Raw genomic sequence first — 14,523 nt, 5'->3', positions numbered from 1 at the left:
CGACCGGCACTCAGCGAACTCGAGGGATGGAAATCCCGGCTCGCGGAAGCTCTGGCGCGCGATCGCTCTCCCAGGGCCGGCGCTTCGCGGAGAGCGTGATCTACCGAAAACAGCTCCTTGGCCGGCGCGCGGTTTGCACAATCGAGGTAGGCGCTGGGGTTTCCAGAGCGTGAGAGGTATGTACAGATCGCGCTTGAAATCGCAAAATGGTCGCCGGACTGGAGCAGCCTCCGAGGCTTGGTTCGAGAGCTGACCGAGCATAGTCACTGGGAATATCATGCCCCACCTGACGGACCTGCATCTCGAAAATTGGCTGGCGCTATATTCGGCGGCTGCGGTCTGCTGTTCGATTTCAGTCCTGATCTCAGTGGGTGCCGTGTTGGCCCAACTCTACCGCGAACAGGCCTGGACGAGACTGAATACTTTCAGGGCGGTGCTCATGTTCGGGCCAAAGACCTGGTGGCGCTGGCAGAAGCTCTACCTGCACTCGACGCCTGTCACGCTAGCCATCGTAATCTCGTTCGCGCTAACCCTGCCCTGGGGCTAACCGCCGGCCGGTATCCCCTGATCAGAACTGGAAAGCGCTGGATAGGCGATCGAGCACTTGGCCCCGCTCGACGTCCGAAGGCGTGAGCGCCACGACTGGCGCGATCCGTTCCAGGCAAGCTCGCATCACATTTGACTCAAACTGTCTCGCGCTCGGTTCGCTCAGCGCCTCGATAACGATCTGCCTGACCTCTCCCGTCAAGCGTGAACGTGCTTCGAGCAGGAAGTCCGGCCGGCAGGCGCCTAGAGGCGTTAGCCGATCGAAAATCGGCTTCTCGATGACCATGTCGACGCCCGCCCGATCAAAGGCTGGGCGTGCCTGCAGAATCGAGCGCAACACGTGTCGCTCGAATTCAGTCGCGATCGGAACGAAGCGCTTGCCGGAAAATACAGGCTGCGCATAGGCTCTCAGTGCCGCATAGCCGCTCGCCTCTGGGTGCTCGCCGACAACGACAATTACGAGATAGGGCCCTTCGATCCGATTGTCTCGTACGGACGGGGATTGCACGCGGTTTTCAATTCTCACCGGGTCGCAGCCCGCGGGGTAGATCATGGCCCCTTGGAATCGCTGGGCGAAGAGGGTGAGGAAGCCCTGCGGCGCATGGCCAGGAGGCCAACGCCCAGCGAGAGCGCGGATGCCTGCAAAGGCCCGCCGGCTGAGCAGTGCTTCACCGTGCGTCCAGAGCAACCGACCGAGCTCGATGCCGGGCGCGATTTCAATGGCTCCCGCCGCCCTTCTAAGCGTCTTGAATTCGTCCACGATCGATCGTTCCGGAGGCTCGTGCGCCGCAGGAGCGATGACATTGAGGCGGGAAACAGCCAGCAAACGCCATAGCAGCCTTGCGAGCCTGGGAACGGACGCACTTCGAGTGCGATCATCGCTGCCGTCATCGGCGGGACGCTGCGCCAGCTTTTCGGGCACTGGCTTCAGCACCTCGAAATAGGCCGTCGGCGGATCAGCCTGCGTCTTCCCAGTCAGGGCATGCGTGAATCGGTTGGTGACCTGGTCGCGGAAGAACGGGCAATCCACCTCATGATCGGGGCGCCTGCCCCCCGTGAGGCGCCTCAGATAGTAGGTTTCTGCCTCCGAAAGAAACGCGGGAGTCAGGATCGGCGGGTTCTGGGCGGTTCCGAGGCAGTCGCAGGCTATCCATTTCGAACCTGCACGCGCCTGCTGCACAAGCATGATCCCGGCTTCCTCGTCATGGCGCGAGCCATGACCTGTATACCAGCGCACTAGCGCCGATCGCAGTGGGTCCGGGAGCGGTATTCGCGCCGCGCTTCGCCCGTTACTCGTCCGGTCTATCAGCCACATTGTCACACTCGCTGCGTACTTTCAGCGCAAGGCTTCCTCACTGGAGCCGGGTTGACAATCAGATTCTCCGCATCCTCAACTTGGCTAGAAAGGTTGTTGGGAGTTCTCCAATGCGTTCGTTCGTAGTGAAGTTCGCTGTATTGTGGCTCGGCATTTCAGCGTCGATTCTAGCGCCAGCATCGGCCGCTACGCCCCGGCGAGTAGCGCTGGTCATTACGATGCCGCTGACAAATCAAGCAGCAGAAAACGGCCTGCCTAAGTCAGCTTCGGCGCCTGCAATTCCTATCGCGCCGCCCGCAGGGCAAGCTGCTCTCACGTCGTTCCGAACCCACGACCTCAGTCGACGCTGGGTCCGGTTCGAAATGGAGAACAGCTTTGTTTCGGCGGCATCCGCGTCTCCGACCGAACTCTACGACAGCCGGATGTTGGAGGCAGCGAAGCTGTCGCCCGTACAGCGAAGCTGGGTCGTTGATATACCTGACTGGATGAAGACCGAAAGTGCCGCCACGTCGGTGACAGTCAGCCCCGCAAGCTGTTCTAGTATTCCCTACCGCCAAGCAGGCTTTCTTGATGCCATGACTGAGCAGCGCCGGGCTGGGTATTACGCGATGATGAGCGACATCGCTTGCCGGCATGGAATCCCCACCGGTCTTTTCGACGCGCTGATCATTCGCGAGAGCAGATATAACGCCGGTGCCACCTCCACGAAAAAGGCATACGGATTGACCCAGCTGATGCCCGGCACGGCCGCCACCCTTGGGGTCGACCGCTTCGACATCGAACAGAACCTCTCCGGGGGCGCCAAGTATCTCCGCCAGATGATGGATCGCTTCGGACACGTCCATCTGGCCCTGGCGGCTTATAACGCCGGACCGGGCCGAGTGCGGAACGGCGCGCTGCCTCGCATCGCCGAAACCCTGTCCTACGTGGAAAACGTGTTGCTCGACTGGCGTCGGTTGACGGGCTTGTCGCCAACGCCTGTCGTTGAAATTGCGGCCGCGCGCGCAGCGTCAAGGCCGTCGCTGCAGGCGGTTCGAGTGGCTACGGTGTCGTCGTTCTAAGAAAAACGTTTCGGATGGGGAAGCGTGGGCCGATCACAGGCCGATGCTCGAGATCTGGGAGAGCACGTCACGGCGCGCCATCACGGCCGTAACCTCCTTGATAAGCTTCTCGACCACGGCTTGACGAAGTGGCCCCGCCCATTCTTTGCGAACCTCCGTCCCATCCAGGCCCTCGATCTCATCGAGCGCGGTAACGAGCATGGAAGGAAGCTCCTTGAAGGCGTCGATCAGCATCGAGATCGAGTTGGCGAAGCGTTCGTCGTGGAACAAGGGCCCGACGAGAGGGGCGTCCACTGCGATGGCCACCTGCATCAGCGGGATGCCGAGCGCGACCAATATGCGGCGAAGTTCCGGTACGGACATTGTCGCGCGTTTGGCAGGGTCGCTGTGAAGCAGCAGTCCAAGCCGGCTTTTGCTGATCTGTGACTGTACAGCGAGCTTGCGCTGCCCGGCATTCTTTTCGGCCATGGCATTCACGATCAGGGGGACCAAGTCCCACTCCTGGTCGGTCGCCAAGCAATCGGCTTGGTCCGGTGCCTCCGTTCGGGCAAGGGATGACATTCCAGAGCCCCCTCTTCTCTGCGTTTCAATACGAAATCATAGCTCCCCCAGCTTGGCAACCCTGTCTGGCCCTTCTCACCTACAGCATCGGTGCGGCAAACTACTTGAGCGGCACGATATTTTGCCTGCGATCTTGTGACTTGGGCGACGCTTCGTCATCGCCTTGATCGAGTTGGAGGCGTCGAAGGATACGTTCCGCGTTCCGTGTCGCGACATAGTCGAACAAGAGGATCGAAACGGTATCGGCGTCCGAAAGCCTCGACCCAAGCAGAATTCCAAGCCGCTCTTTCACGTTCGAGAGCGCGTCTGCGTTCGACTGGCTGATTCTGAACCGAATGCGGATTCCACCGCCCGAAGGAACCGCAGTGAGATGATCCCGAATCGTAGCTGGCGGATGATCTTCAAGCGGGCAGCGGCCATCCAAGATCAACTTGCTCATGAAGGTCGTCAGCGTCTGATAGCGCTTCGTTTGATTTGAATGCAGACGCAAGGTCTCGGTGGTCAGGTAAAAAAGGGGTTCGGAGATATCGAGGACGTAGCTGCATGAGCTTCCAGTCATTGCATCAGTCCTCAACTGTCCTTCATCGGATGCGGTGAGGCTCCCAAGCACATACGCTGTCAGATCACCTTCGCCTCGAGACGATTCTGGTTAGCGATTCTAACCCCCGAACTATTTCTGCGCAATCCGTCCGCCTGATGATGCGACTCGGGAGCACGGTGCCCCGGATCCTGGGGCGGGCTGCCCCGGCAGGCGGGGCACGCCTCCCCAGATAAAGGGGCGACTCGCCCCCGAGTCGGGGGCAGATGATCGCCGTTCCGAAATAAATCCACTGAGCGACCGCGTGACTGGTCCGTCCTCGTTGCTCGTCCTCCGAATTCCGTTCCACCTTCTGGGTGGGCGCGGAACAGTCGCGTTCCATTGAAGGGAAACTCTCATGCAGTCTGTCTTAAAGTATGGCGGTCGTGCGGAGCTGGCGATCTTTGCGCTCATCGCGGTGATCCTTGCCCTCTTCGTCCTGACTGGTCCGGCGTTCGCCGGCGCCGACACCACGTTCAACACGGCTCTTACAAAGTTCACCGACTTTCTAGAAGGATCAGGCGGCAAGATCATTACGGTCCTGTCCTTGGCGGGCGGGATCGTCGCGCTGGCCTCCGGCCGCTTCTCGATGGGTCAGATCGCGATCCCAGTCGGCGTCGGCGTCGGAGCGGGCACCGGTATTCCAATCGTCACCTCCACTGTGACGGCGACGATCTGAAAGGTCCGACGGTCGGCCGGTTTAGCAGATCCGGCCGTCCTTTGGGGGAGGGTGGTGAAATGGCCAGCGACAAGTACGTCATCCCGTCTCATCTAGATGACCCGGAGCTGATCGGGCTGTGGACGTTAGATGAATTCCTGGCGATGGTCGTCCCATTCGTCTGGGGAATCCTGTCTCAGCATATCCTTATTGGCATGTTGCTCGCGGGCGGCGGCTGGTGGGGACTGAAGAGAGCTAAGGCAGGTCGGGCGGTCTCCTGGCTGCTTCACATGGCCTATTGGCATCTTCCTGCCGGGTTCACCGGCATGAAGGCCACACCACCCTCCTATCTCCGGCTGATGGCGGGCTGAGATGGAGATCTCCTACACCCACGCACAGAGCCAGCGCGTCCTTAAGCAGCGTAACCTGCTGGTGATTGTCGCAGGCATTCTGGGTGCGCTGTGCGCAATTCTTGCACTCATCACCGCCACGCGAGATCGGGAAGTGATCCTTCAGCCGATCCTGACGTCGCCGCTCGTTGTCAACAGTTCGGGCGTCTCGCGTGAATATCTCGAATTGATCACCCGCGACACCGCAGTCCTGACCCTCGATCGAAGCCCGGCCAACCTCGAATATTGGATGAAGTCGGTTCTCGAGATCACCGCGCCAAGCGCGCAGGGGAAAATTCGCGCGGACCTCATGAAGATCGTGAACGAGCAGCGGGGCTCCTCGATTGCGCAATTCTTCACCATCCAGACGATGGAACTCGATCCTAAGAAGCTGCAGTCGACCGTCACAGGCGATCTGCACACGATCGTCGGCAACAAGGTCGTCTCAAACGAGCGCCGCACCTTCCGCTTCGATTGGCAATATTCCGGACTGTCCCTGAAGCTCGTGGGCTTCGGAATGGTGACGACCGGCAAGGAAAAGGATCAGTGATGTCGGTCTATGCGTTTGGCAGCGCCGCTTTTGGCGTCGTCTTCCTCTCCCGCTTTTACTGCATTTTGAGCCGATGCCTCGGTGCGTTACTGGTGGCGGCCAGCTTGTTCCTGATCGTGTCGCCCGCCTGTGCCGACCAAACAGTCCTGGCCGCGGATGGCAGCCAGGTCGACTGCGCAGCGTCCGCAAAGGACCTCACGCGCATTAGCCTCGTCGAAGATGAGTTCGCGTCGGTGTCGAAGATCTCGACGGGCAACCCGCAGGACGACTTCTCGGTGGTGAACGAGCCGGTCAGAGGTGACATCTACCTCTCGGTGCCTGAAGGTTTTGGCCGGCACGCGCTCTCCTTCTTTGCGACCAGCAAGCGCGGCTATGTGTACAAGATTGTTTGTCGCATCGCCGGAGATGGGGCCGTCCAGGTCTTCATCTCCAACCCGGCGATCGCCAAGGATAAGGCCGACCAGAACGTCGGGCCACAGGTCGCCGCCGCGACTGTCAATCCGCAGGAAGCGGCGGTTGAGCTCGTCCAGGCGATGTATTCCAACAGTGTCGTAGCCGGCTACGAGATGCGCCAGCGCGCCCTCCGGCCGGTCTATGTGGGTCCGCTCAAGGTCCAGATGATCGCAGAATACCGCGGATCGGATCTCACGGGCCGCGTCCTACGGATTGAGAACAGAGGCCCAGCGCCGGTCACACTCACCGAGGCGACCGTTGCGCCCGCCAGCGCGCTCGCGGTCTCGATCGCAGAGCCCAAGCTCGAACCCGGGAGGGTCACCACGGCCTATCTCGTCTCGCAAATCGGGAGGCAGTGACATGGCTCTTGGCGATTTCTTCAAGCACAGGCGCGAACCACTCGATGGGACGAGTGAGGAGGGCGTTTCGCCCGTCGCCGGCGATCTCTCCGCCAACGAGAGCATCCGCAAGAAGCAGCGCCTGCTGCTCGCGGGCGTCGCTGGAGTGGGACTCATTGTCTCCTCTTTTTGGATCTTCGGCGGCGACGACAGCGCGCCAGGCACAAACGGGGATGAGCCCGCCAAGGTCGAGGTGTCGACCAAGGACATGGTCAACAAGAACCTCAACCAGCAGGAGTGGATGGCGCTCTCCGAAAACCAGATGCAGTCCGTCGAAAACCAGCTCAAATCGGTCAACGGTCAGCAGCAGCGCATGGATCAGCTCGCGCAGCAAATCGAGCTGCTGAGGGGCGAGAATACGGCGATGCGCGCCGACGGAGCCCGGGTGCTCTCAGCCTACCAACAGGAGAACGAGCAGTTGCGCCGCGAGGTTGCCGCAAGCCGGACGGCTCCACCAGCAGCGGCCGCAGCCGGTCCGGCGGCCATGTATGGGCCGGGCGGGACTCAGGCCTACCAGCGGGCGGACGGACCGGGCCCGGGCAAGGGTGGAGGACCGTTCAGCGGCGGCGCGGAGGTGAAGACGGTGAGCTTTCAGACCGCGGACAGCGGCAACGCCACCCGAGTGGCAAAAGGCACCACCACCTACAGCGACAGCGTCAACTATCTGCCGCCCAACAGCTTCGCCAGCGCCAAGGTCATCGTTGGCGTCGACGCGAGTGCGGGTGTCAACAGCCAGACCGATCCGCTGCCCGTCGTTCTGCGTGTCACCGGACCCGCGCGCTCAGTTTACCAGAACGGTCGGCTGCTCACGACCAAGATCGAAGGCTGCCTCATTAACGGCGCGGCGCGTGCGGAGCTCTCGAGCGAGAAGGTCTATGTGAAGCTTCAGAAGATGACCTGTCCACAACCCGGTGGCCGCTACGCGGTCTCCGAGGTCAAGGGCTTCATAGCCTTTGCCGGCAAGACGGGCATTCGCGGAAGAGTCGTTTCGCGCGAGGGATCGCTGGTCACCCAAGCCTTCATTGCTGGCCTCGCGGGCGGGTTCGGCCGCGGCTTCTCAGCGAACGCGAACTCAGTGTTCCAGGGCACCAACATCAGCACGAACGGCAAGCGTGACAAGCTTTCGGCAGGCGAAATTCTCGAAGGCGGCTTCGGCGAAGGCGTCGCCCAGAGCGGCGACATGGTCTCAAAATATCTGATCGAGCGCGCCGAGCAATACCAGCCGGTGATCGAGATGCCGACGGGCATCGATGTGGAAATCGTCTTTCTGGAGGGTGTCTATGTCCGCAACTGATTATTTGCGACGGCTCCGCGTACGCGCCCGACCGGCGCCCGTCGTCGCTGCTGCCGGCGCGCTTTGCCTCGCCGGGATCGCCCTCGCGGCGGACGCCGGAGGAATCCAGGAAGCCCAGGTGACCGGGCTTCTCAAGACCCGACTTCCCAAGACCGAGCTCACGAAGGTCAATTGTGGGAAGATCGAGGGCCTCTGCGAGGTAACAGCTGGTGCGAACCTCTTCTATGTCAACCACGGCGCGCGCTACCTGATCATCGGCCGTGTCTATGACATGGAGACGCGGCAGGACCTGACCGCCGCCCGGCTGCTCGAGATCAATCCTGACATGCTCGTGGGGGGCGCAGCCAAGGCGAATGCGGCGGCCGCGGACGGGGATAACGGATCGGGCGAAGCTGCGCCACTGGCACCCGTCGCGGCGGCCGCTGGCCGGGCAACGAAGCCCATACGGCCCGAGGCTTTGAGCCTCTCCGGTCTGCCATCCGAAGGAGCGATCGTCTGGGGGAACCGGGCCGCCAAGCAAAGCATCACGATTTTCACCGACTTCCGCTGCGGCTATTGCAGAGCGCTGGCCAACGTGCTCCGCGGCATGGATGTGAGAGTCATCGAGCGGCCCATATCGGTGCTCGGCAGCCGCGATATTGCGGACCGTGTCTATTGCGCGAAGAACCAGGAACAGGCGCTGCATGCAGCCTATGCAGGCGAGCCGTTCAAGGCGCCCGCCGCGTGTGACACGAGCGGCCTTGATGCAAACGAGCGCTTCGCGCGTCAGCACGGCCTGAACGCGACGCCGGTCATTGTCCGCAGCGACGGCGCGGTCCTCGAGGGATATCGGCCCAAGGACGTCCTCGAGGCCTGGCTTCGTGGAGGCAAGCCGTGAAGGCCGCGAGTGCCGGCCACGCGCCGCTCATTCGCGCTTCGACCGCACTCGCGGCACTTGCCTGCCTCAGCGGATGCGCAACGTTCGGTGGAAACGTGAAGGGCAGCTTCTCGTGCGCAGCCCCTGACGGAATCTGCGCGCCCTCCTCGTCGATTGACGATCGCGCGCTCGCGATGATCGCAGGTGAAGGCGCCGCAGAGCCGGCTCCCGCGCGGTCGGCGTCCGCCGGCCGGGGCGCGCCGCTCTCCCGCACCGCCGCCACTGGGCAACAACTGCCGCTTGGCCAAGTCGATGCTCGGCGGACGCAGGAACGGGTGCTACGGATCGTGTTCCAGCCCTATATCGACGAGCGTGGCCGCCTGCACGAGGCAAGCGCCGTTCATGCCGTCGTCCAAAGCGGCGAGTGGCAGCAACAGACGCTGGCCGACGCTGCGCCTATCCCTGATCGGTCCCTCGCCGCGCAAGTTCCCGGACCAGGCTCGCTTGCGGATGCCGTGGACCGTTCCGACCTCGCGAGCGAGCAGGCGGTCGATCCTGGCATTCCCGATCCTGCGGTCGTTGCCGCCGCCCGCGCGCGGCGCACCGATCCGGTGGAGGCGATCCAGAATGACGTTGCGGCTCGTCTCGCCCCTAAGGCGCGTCGCACGCCCGTGCAGCCGGCGATCGCCAAGTCCGCAAAGCCCGCGGGCCGCCAAGCCGAGGGAGGGTCGCCACAGGTGACGGCGCATATGCCGGTGGCTGGCGCCGGCGGCACGGGTCCCCAATCAGCCTCCTCCGCTTCAGCACCATCGTCAGCCGGGAACATGAGCTCGGACACCGAGGCGCTTGCCCGCGTCAAGGCTGCACCTGAATACAAGGCACAGGCGTCGAAAGCTCAGAGCGATGCCCGAGCGGCCGCCGGCGAAGGCGGGGACGTCGATGCACCCAAAGGGAAGGCCACGGTCCGCGCCGCTGGGTTTCCCGCCGCCGTGCCCGAGGAAAATTGAGATGGGGACACTCCTTGACGATCTCCTCTCCGGCATCTTCGGCGACAGCAAGCGGCCAGACGCGCAGCGCCCGGACCTCGCCGTTCCCATGCTTGCGCACTGGCTGCCCTACCGCAGCTATGATCCGAAGACCGGCATCTTCTACAACAGCGCATCGCGCGGTTTTGTCGTCGAGGTGGCGCCGCTGGTCGGCGCCGACGAGCGGACCGGCGAAATCCTCTCGCAGTTTCTTTCAGAAGGCATCCCTGCGCCGGGCTGTCTTCAGTTCCACCAGTGGATGTCACCACGTGTCGGCGAGCAACTGTCCAAATGGTATGTGCCGCGCTACTCGGCTCGCGGCGTCTATGAGCGCATGGCCAAGCATCGGGTTGATTTCCTGACCGGTGGGGTTTGGGAGTCGCTTTCGGCCGACGCGCCCTTTTGCCTTCGCAACCATCGTGTCGCCATCTCCTATTCGACGCCGGAATCCTCCAGCGTCACGATCGAGCAGATCGTCTCGTTGATGGAAGGGCTGATTTCGGCGCTCCAGTCGATTGACGTGTCGGCACAAACGATGGACCCAGTCGCGCTCATCGGCTGGATCGACGATATCACTTCGCCGACCACGGCCGCCGGGGACGATGCCGTCAGCTACAATCCGCTCGATCCGATTGCCGATCAGGCGATCCGCCGCGACATCGAGCTGTCGGTCGAGCCGGATCGCATGCTGCTGCGCACCGAGCGTTTCCGCCCAACCGGAAAGACCCTGAAGGGCGCGCCCGAGATCGGGGAGATCTACCCGGATGTCTTCGACATCCGCTCATTTTCCGTCCGCAACCTTCCAACCCGGTGGGCGCCTTGGGATGTGGCGCGCCTGATTGGCGACATGTTCACCGACAAGCTGCGCATGCCGTGTCCAGTCGCGACCAACCTCTGCATAGAGTTTCCTGACCAGCAGGCCTCAACCAACAAGGCAAGCTACAAGTTCATGCGGACCACCAGTCTCGCGGACTCCAAGTCGTCACGGTTCCTGCCCCAGTTGCGCGAGCAGTCGCAGGAATGGCGCTATGTGAACGAGGAGATCCGCCAGGGCAGGAAGCTTGTCCGTGTCTTTTACAGCGTCACGTCGTTCTCGCCCAAGGGCAGGGGTGACAGCAATGAGCGCGTTCTGAAGTCGGTCTATCGGGCGGCCGGCTGGGACCTCCTCGACGACCGCTACCTGCAGGTGATGGGTCTACTCTGCGCCATGCCCATGACGATGGCAAACGGTCTTTCGAGGGATCTTGAGCGCATGAAGCGGATGCGCACGCTCCTGACGACGACGGCAGCCAACCTCGCGCCGCTCCAGGGCGAATATCTGGGCGGCACGATTCCCCATTTGCTGCTCATCGGTCGCAGGGGTCAGCCGTTCTTCTGGAGCCCGTTCGAGAACAGCGCGGGCAACCACAATGTCGCGGTATTCGGCAAGTCGGGGTCGGGCAAGTCTGTCGCCCTCCAGGAACTCTGCGGGTCCCTCTGCGGTGCCGGCGCCAAGGTGGTGGTGATCGACGATGGCCGTTCATTCGAGCACTCCGCCAAGCTGCAGGGCGGCGCCTTTGTCGAGTTCACAATGAGCTCCGGCTTTTGTCTCAATCCCTTCTCGATGATCGACGAGGCTCAGGCGGCCGAGGACGAAGACTATCTCATCGACTGCATGGCCATGCTCAAGGCGATCATCAACCAGATGTCCCGCCACATCAACGTGCTCGACGACACCGAGCGGGGTCTCATCGACGGCGCGGTCAATCACGTCTGGGAAGCGCATGGGAGCAAGGGGTCGATCGATCTGGTGATCGAGGCGCTCGAAGCTACCGGCAACCACCTGGCATCGAACCTCGGGATCGCAATGCGTCCCTTCTCGGCCGCGGGCACCTACGGCCGCTTCTTCCAGGGCGAGGTGTCCTTCGAATTGTCTGCCCAGCTTACTGTGTTCGAGCTCTCCGATCTCTCTGCGCGAGAGGAGCTGCGCAGCGTCGTCCTCACCGCCATCATGTTCATGTCGCAGCAGATGATGCGCAAGCTCGACCGCTCGATCCCGAAGGCATTGCTGCTCGACGAGGCGTGGCAGATGCTCCGCGGCGGGGCGATGGCCGACTTCATCGAAACCTACGCCCGCACGTGCCGAAAATATGGTGCCTCGCTCGTCACGGCCACACAGTCGCTCAATGACTATTACAAGTCGGCAGGATCGATCGCAGCGCTTGAGAACTCCGACTGGTTCGTGATTCTTCAGCAGAAACCGGAGACCATCGCCGACTTCAAGAAGCACGATCGCTTCGAAATGGACGGCTACACCGATGCGCTCCTGCGCTCGCTGAAGCGCAATGGCTTTGAATATTCGGACATCATGATCAAGGGCCCCGATACCGTCGCGGTCGGGCGCCTGGTCCTCGACCCCTATTCGGCAACGCTCTTCTCGTCGAGCCCAAAGACATTCGCCGCGATCGATGCGCTGATCGCCGGGGGCTTGAACATGGACGAAGCAATCGAGCGAATTGCCTTCCCCGACAATCCCGAAAAATGGGCGGCCAACCTTGTCCAGGCGGACGAGGTTCCGATCGCAGCGGAGTAGATGACATGGCGACAGGAATCGATGATGGCGGCGATCGCCCCCGGTTTGGGCCGAAGCTCACGCACCGAGAGTGGCAGTCGGTCCTCTATTTCATGCTGCACGGCCTCGGCTTTGTGGCCTCGGTTCTTCTGACGACCTGGGGGCTGTTCTTCCTGTTCTTCCTCGCGATCGGAGGCTTCTCGTTTGACGGGTTCATCCATCAGCTGAACAATTTCACTACGCGTTACGTCGCGGCGGACACCGCGAGGACCGGCGCTTTCCTCAACATGTTCGCGATCGCGCATATGATCCTATCCACCGCCCTCATCATCTTCCGCCGTGATCGCATCCTCTCGGCGCGCCGCGAAGAGGGAGTTCCGCGTCATGGCTGACCAACCCCAACTCGATCTTCCCCCTCCCGCGCCTATGACCCCGGCAGCGAAGCGCGGGGTAGGCTTCGGAGGGTTCACGCGGGCCCAGATCCTCGCCGGAGTTTTGCTGATCGCAGTCATCGTCTGGGGAATGTGGGTGACGCGTACACTCACTGCGCCGAAACAGGACCATATCGTCGCTGCCCGCCTCTCGGCCCTTGTGGGCGAATATGTCGAGGCCCAGCGCTTCTCCGGCTCGCCACCAGATCGCGTACGCGTCGAGATGCAGGCGTTCATGTCTTCGCTTGACAAGGAGCTCCAGCGCCGAAGCGCGAATGGTCAAGTTGTACTGGTCGGCGAAGCCGTCCTCACCAAGAATGTGCCGGACATTACCGACAGCTTGAAAAAGGCGGTGTTCGCCTCGGGCGTTCCCGAGCCCAAACGCCTGTCGGCCGAAGAGCTTCAACGGATGCAGGAGCTCTCCGCGGCTCAGGCAGCAATCGCGTCAGCAAGGCAAGCGACGCCGACGACAACGGGCGCAATCGATCCGATGGCCGCAATACCGACGATGGCACCTCAAATTCTCAACGGACCAGCAATTGCGCCGCAACCCACGCCCTTGCCTGCGCCAGGGGCGTCAGTCTCGACTTTCGGAGGGCCAGATGGCAGCGGCGCCCAGTGAACCGGCTGCCCCGCGGTGGCGTCCACGCAAGCGGCTGTGGACGCTTCTCGGCTTTGCCGTCGTCGGGACACTCGGCCTTGGCGCTGTTAGCGCCTGGCGGCGCGATCACGCGCTCTTGATCAACGCGACGGACTCGCTTCCTAACTGGGCGTTCCTCATCAATCTGAAGCAGGTGCCGGCGCGCGGCGACCTCGTGTTCTTCGATCCGCCGAGCAACGATCTTGTGCGACGGCACTTCGGCGCCAAGCCGCAGATGTTCGGTAAGCTCGCCTATGGCATGCCGGGCGATGTAGTCGCGCACGCAGGCGCCACCGTCACGATTAACGGCAAGCCGGTCGGACGCATGAAGTCGCTGACCAGGCTAGGTGAGAAACTGACTCCTGGCGGTGTCGGGCCTGTGCCCCAAGGGTGCCTCTATGTTGGAACGCCCCATCCCGACGGCTTCGATAGCCGCTATGCTGAGATTGGTTTTGTCTGCCGCCATCAATTCGTCGGTGTCGGGGAGCCGATCCTGTGAAGCAGCTGCTGGCAGGTGCGGGCAGCGCAGCTCTCCTGTGCGTTGTCGTGCTCGTCGGTGCGCCGCGTCCGATCGAAGCGCGCGATTATGGTCGGGCAGGGCACACCTTCCCCGTCATTGAGCCGGACCTGCTCTCGGCGATCGAAGCGCGGCTGGAGCGCGCCAAGGCGACGGGCGAACTCGCGCGAATCAACGAAATGTTCGCCAAGCGGGTTGAAGCCACGGTGCGGCGGCCCGTGCCCGTCGCGGGCGTCACCCCGGCTGTCGAAGCACGCGTTTGGGACTTCGACCCAACCGTCCGGATCGAGCGCGACATACATGACCAGAAAGGCAACCTCGTCGCTGCCGCCGGTCAGCGCATCAACCCACTCGATTTCGTCGCGATCAGGCAGGATCTCGTGTTCATCGACGGCGATGACAGCAATCAGGTCGCCTGGGCGACGAACAGATATACCGATCTGAAGGCCAAGATAATCTTCATCAATGGCTCGCCGATCGAGCGGATGTCGACCCTGAAACGCCGCTTTTACTTCGATCAGGGGGGGAAGCTGACCGCCAAGTTCGGCATCGAGCACACCCCCGCCGTCGTTCGTCAAGTCGGCCGCGTCATGCGTGTTTCCGAAGAGGTGCTGAAGAAGGGGAGGGCAGGCTGATGCCGCTGTGGCTCGATCTCCTCCGCACACCGATGGCAGCGCCCGAGACCCGTGCGCTGCGCCGAT

17 protein-coding genes are annotated in these 14,523 nt (G+C 62.4%); 14 read left to right on the top strand and 3 right to left on the bottom strand.

Annotation, left to right across the window (positions count from 1 at the left end):
• The first annotated feature begins 277 nt into the window (after nucleotides 1–277).
• The gene (locus STE01S_RS16465) at nucleotides 278–547 is read left to right on the top strand and encodes a hypothetical protein (protein WP_062769817.1); all 270 of its coding nucleotides are present in this window, start codon (nucleotides 278–280) and stop codon (nucleotides 545–547) included.
• 21 nt (nucleotides 548–568) lie between these two features.
• Here the strand turns inward: STE01S_RS16465 and STE01S_RS16460 are convergent, their stop codons facing one another.
• Nucleotides 569–1,861 carry a hypothetical protein gene (locus STE01S_RS16460; RefSeq protein WP_062769814.1) on the bottom strand — a complete coding sequence of 431 codons (1,293 nt, stop codon included), beginning with the start codon at nucleotides 1,859–1,861 and terminating at the stop codon, nucleotides 569–571.
• A gap of 110 nt (nucleotides 1,862–1,971) precedes the next feature.
• On the opposite strand from STE01S_RS16460, the gene STE01S_RS19790 reads away from it, so the two are divergent.
• Nucleotides 1,972–2,922: a lytic transglycosylase domain-containing protein gene (locus STE01S_RS19790; protein WP_082813393.1), complete on the top strand. Its 951-nt coding sequence runs from the start codon at nucleotides 1,972–1,974 to the stop codon at nucleotides 2,920–2,922.
• A 33-nt stretch (nucleotides 2,923–2,955) separates the two neighbouring features.
• Here the strand turns inward: STE01S_RS19790 and STE01S_RS16450 are convergent, their stop codons facing one another.
• Both STE01S_RS16450 and STE01S_RS16445 read right to left on the bottom strand, forming a co-directional pair.
• On the bottom strand, nucleotides 2,956–3,438 hold the full coding sequence (locus STE01S_RS16450; RefSeq protein ID WP_162928308.1) for an XRE family transcriptional regulator: 483 nt from the start codon (nucleotides 3,436–3,438) through the stop codon (nucleotides 2,956–2,958).
• 145 nt (nucleotides 3,439–3,583) lie between these two features.
• A complete protein-coding gene (locus tag STE01S_RS16445; protein ID WP_162928307.1) occupies nucleotides 3,584–4,042 on the bottom strand; it encodes a hypothetical protein in 459 nt (152 codons plus the stop codon).
• 376 nt (nucleotides 4,043–4,418) lie between these two features.
• Between STE01S_RS16445 and STE01S_RS16440 the strand changes: the two genes are divergently transcribed.
• From STE01S_RS16440 to traW, 12 genes are read left to right on the top strand one after another with little or no spacing between them, the layout of a single operon-like run.
• The gene (locus STE01S_RS16440; RefSeq protein ID WP_062769809.1) at nucleotides 4,419–4,739 is read left to right on the top strand and encodes a TrbC/VirB2 family protein; all 321 of its coding nucleotides are present in this window, start codon (nucleotides 4,419–4,421) and stop codon (nucleotides 4,737–4,739) included.
• A gap of 59 nt (nucleotides 4,740–4,798) precedes the next feature.
• Nucleotides 4,799–5,089, top strand: coding sequence for a type IV conjugative transfer system protein TraL (gene traL / locus STE01S_RS16435; RefSeq protein ID WP_062769807.1), 291 nt, complete (start codon nucleotides 4,799–4,801; stop codon nucleotides 5,087–5,089).
• Between the two features lies 1 nt (nucleotide 5,090).
• The gene (locus STE01S_RS16430; protein ID WP_062769805.1) at nucleotides 5,091–5,657 is read left to right on the top strand and encodes a type IV conjugative transfer system protein TraE; all 567 of its coding nucleotides are present in this window, start codon (nucleotides 5,091–5,093) and stop codon (nucleotides 5,655–5,657) included.
• Nucleotides 5,654–6,469 carry a type-F conjugative transfer system secretin TraK gene (locus tag STE01S_RS16425; protein WP_062769802.1) on the top strand — a complete coding sequence of 272 codons (816 nt, stop codon included), beginning with the start codon at nucleotides 5,654–5,656 and terminating at the stop codon, nucleotides 6,467–6,469. The genes STE01S_RS16430 and STE01S_RS16425 overlap by 4 nt, the downstream gene beginning before the upstream one ends.
• Before the next feature lies 1 nt (nucleotide 6,470).
• Nucleotides 6,471–7,802, top strand: coding sequence for a TrbI/VirB10 family protein (locus STE01S_RS16420; protein WP_062769795.1), 1,332 nt, complete (start codon nucleotides 6,471–6,473; stop codon nucleotides 7,800–7,802).
• Nucleotides 7,789–8,679, top strand: a complete 891-nt coding sequence (locus tag STE01S_RS16415; RefSeq protein ID WP_062769793.1) for a DsbC family protein — start codon at nucleotides 7,789–7,791, stop codon at nucleotides 8,677–8,679. The genes STE01S_RS16420 and STE01S_RS16415 overlap by 14 nt, the downstream gene beginning before the upstream one ends.
• The gene (locus STE01S_RS16410) at nucleotides 8,676–9,665 is read left to right on the top strand and encodes a TraV family lipoprotein (protein WP_255265998.1); all 990 of its coding nucleotides are present in this window, start codon (nucleotides 8,676–8,678) and stop codon (nucleotides 9,663–9,665) included. The genes STE01S_RS16415 and STE01S_RS16410 overlap by 4 nt, the downstream gene beginning before the upstream one ends.
• 1 nt (nucleotide 9,666) lies before the next feature.
• Complete coding sequence (gene traC / locus STE01S_RS16405; protein WP_062769791.1) at nucleotides 9,667–12,255, top strand: type IV secretion system protein TraC; 2,589 nt, start codon at nucleotides 9,667–9,669, stop codon at nucleotides 12,253–12,255.
• Between the two features lie 5 nt (nucleotides 12,256–12,260).
• Nucleotides 12,261–12,626, top strand: a complete 366-nt coding sequence (locus STE01S_RS16400) for a hypothetical protein (RefSeq protein WP_062769788.1) — start codon at nucleotides 12,261–12,263, stop codon at nucleotides 12,624–12,626.
• Entirely contained in the window at nucleotides 12,619–13,287 is a 669-nt protein-coding gene (locus STE01S_RS16395) for a TrbI F-type domain-containing protein (RefSeq protein ID WP_062769783.1), read from the top strand. The genes STE01S_RS16400 and STE01S_RS16395 overlap by 8 nt, the downstream gene beginning before the upstream one ends.
• Nucleotides 13,268–13,804 (top strand): S26 family signal peptidase, encoded by a 537-nt coding sequence (locus STE01S_RS16390; protein ID WP_062769780.1) that lies wholly within the window; start codon nucleotides 13,268–13,270, stop codon nucleotides 13,802–13,804. Before STE01S_RS16395 ends, STE01S_RS16390 begins: the two co-directional genes overlap by 20 nt.
• Nucleotides 13,801–14,457 carry a type-F conjugative transfer system protein TraW gene (gene traW / locus STE01S_RS16385; protein ID WP_062769777.1) on the top strand — a complete coding sequence of 219 codons (657 nt, stop codon included), beginning with the start codon at nucleotides 13,801–13,803 and terminating at the stop codon, nucleotides 14,455–14,457. Before STE01S_RS16390 ends, traW begins: the two co-directional genes overlap by 4 nt.
• Nucleotides 14,458–14,523 lie beyond the last annotated feature (66 nt).

The sequence above is a fragment of the Sphingopyxis terrae subsp. terrae NBRC 15098 genome, assembly GCF_001598815.1.
Classification (GTDB): domain Bacteria; phylum Pseudomonadota; class Alphaproteobacteria; order Sphingomonadales; family Sphingomonadaceae; genus Sphingopyxis; species Sphingopyxis terrae.
The sequence above is the reverse complement of the archived record's forward strand: the minus strand, read 5'-3'. Positions and strand labels throughout refer to the sequence as shown.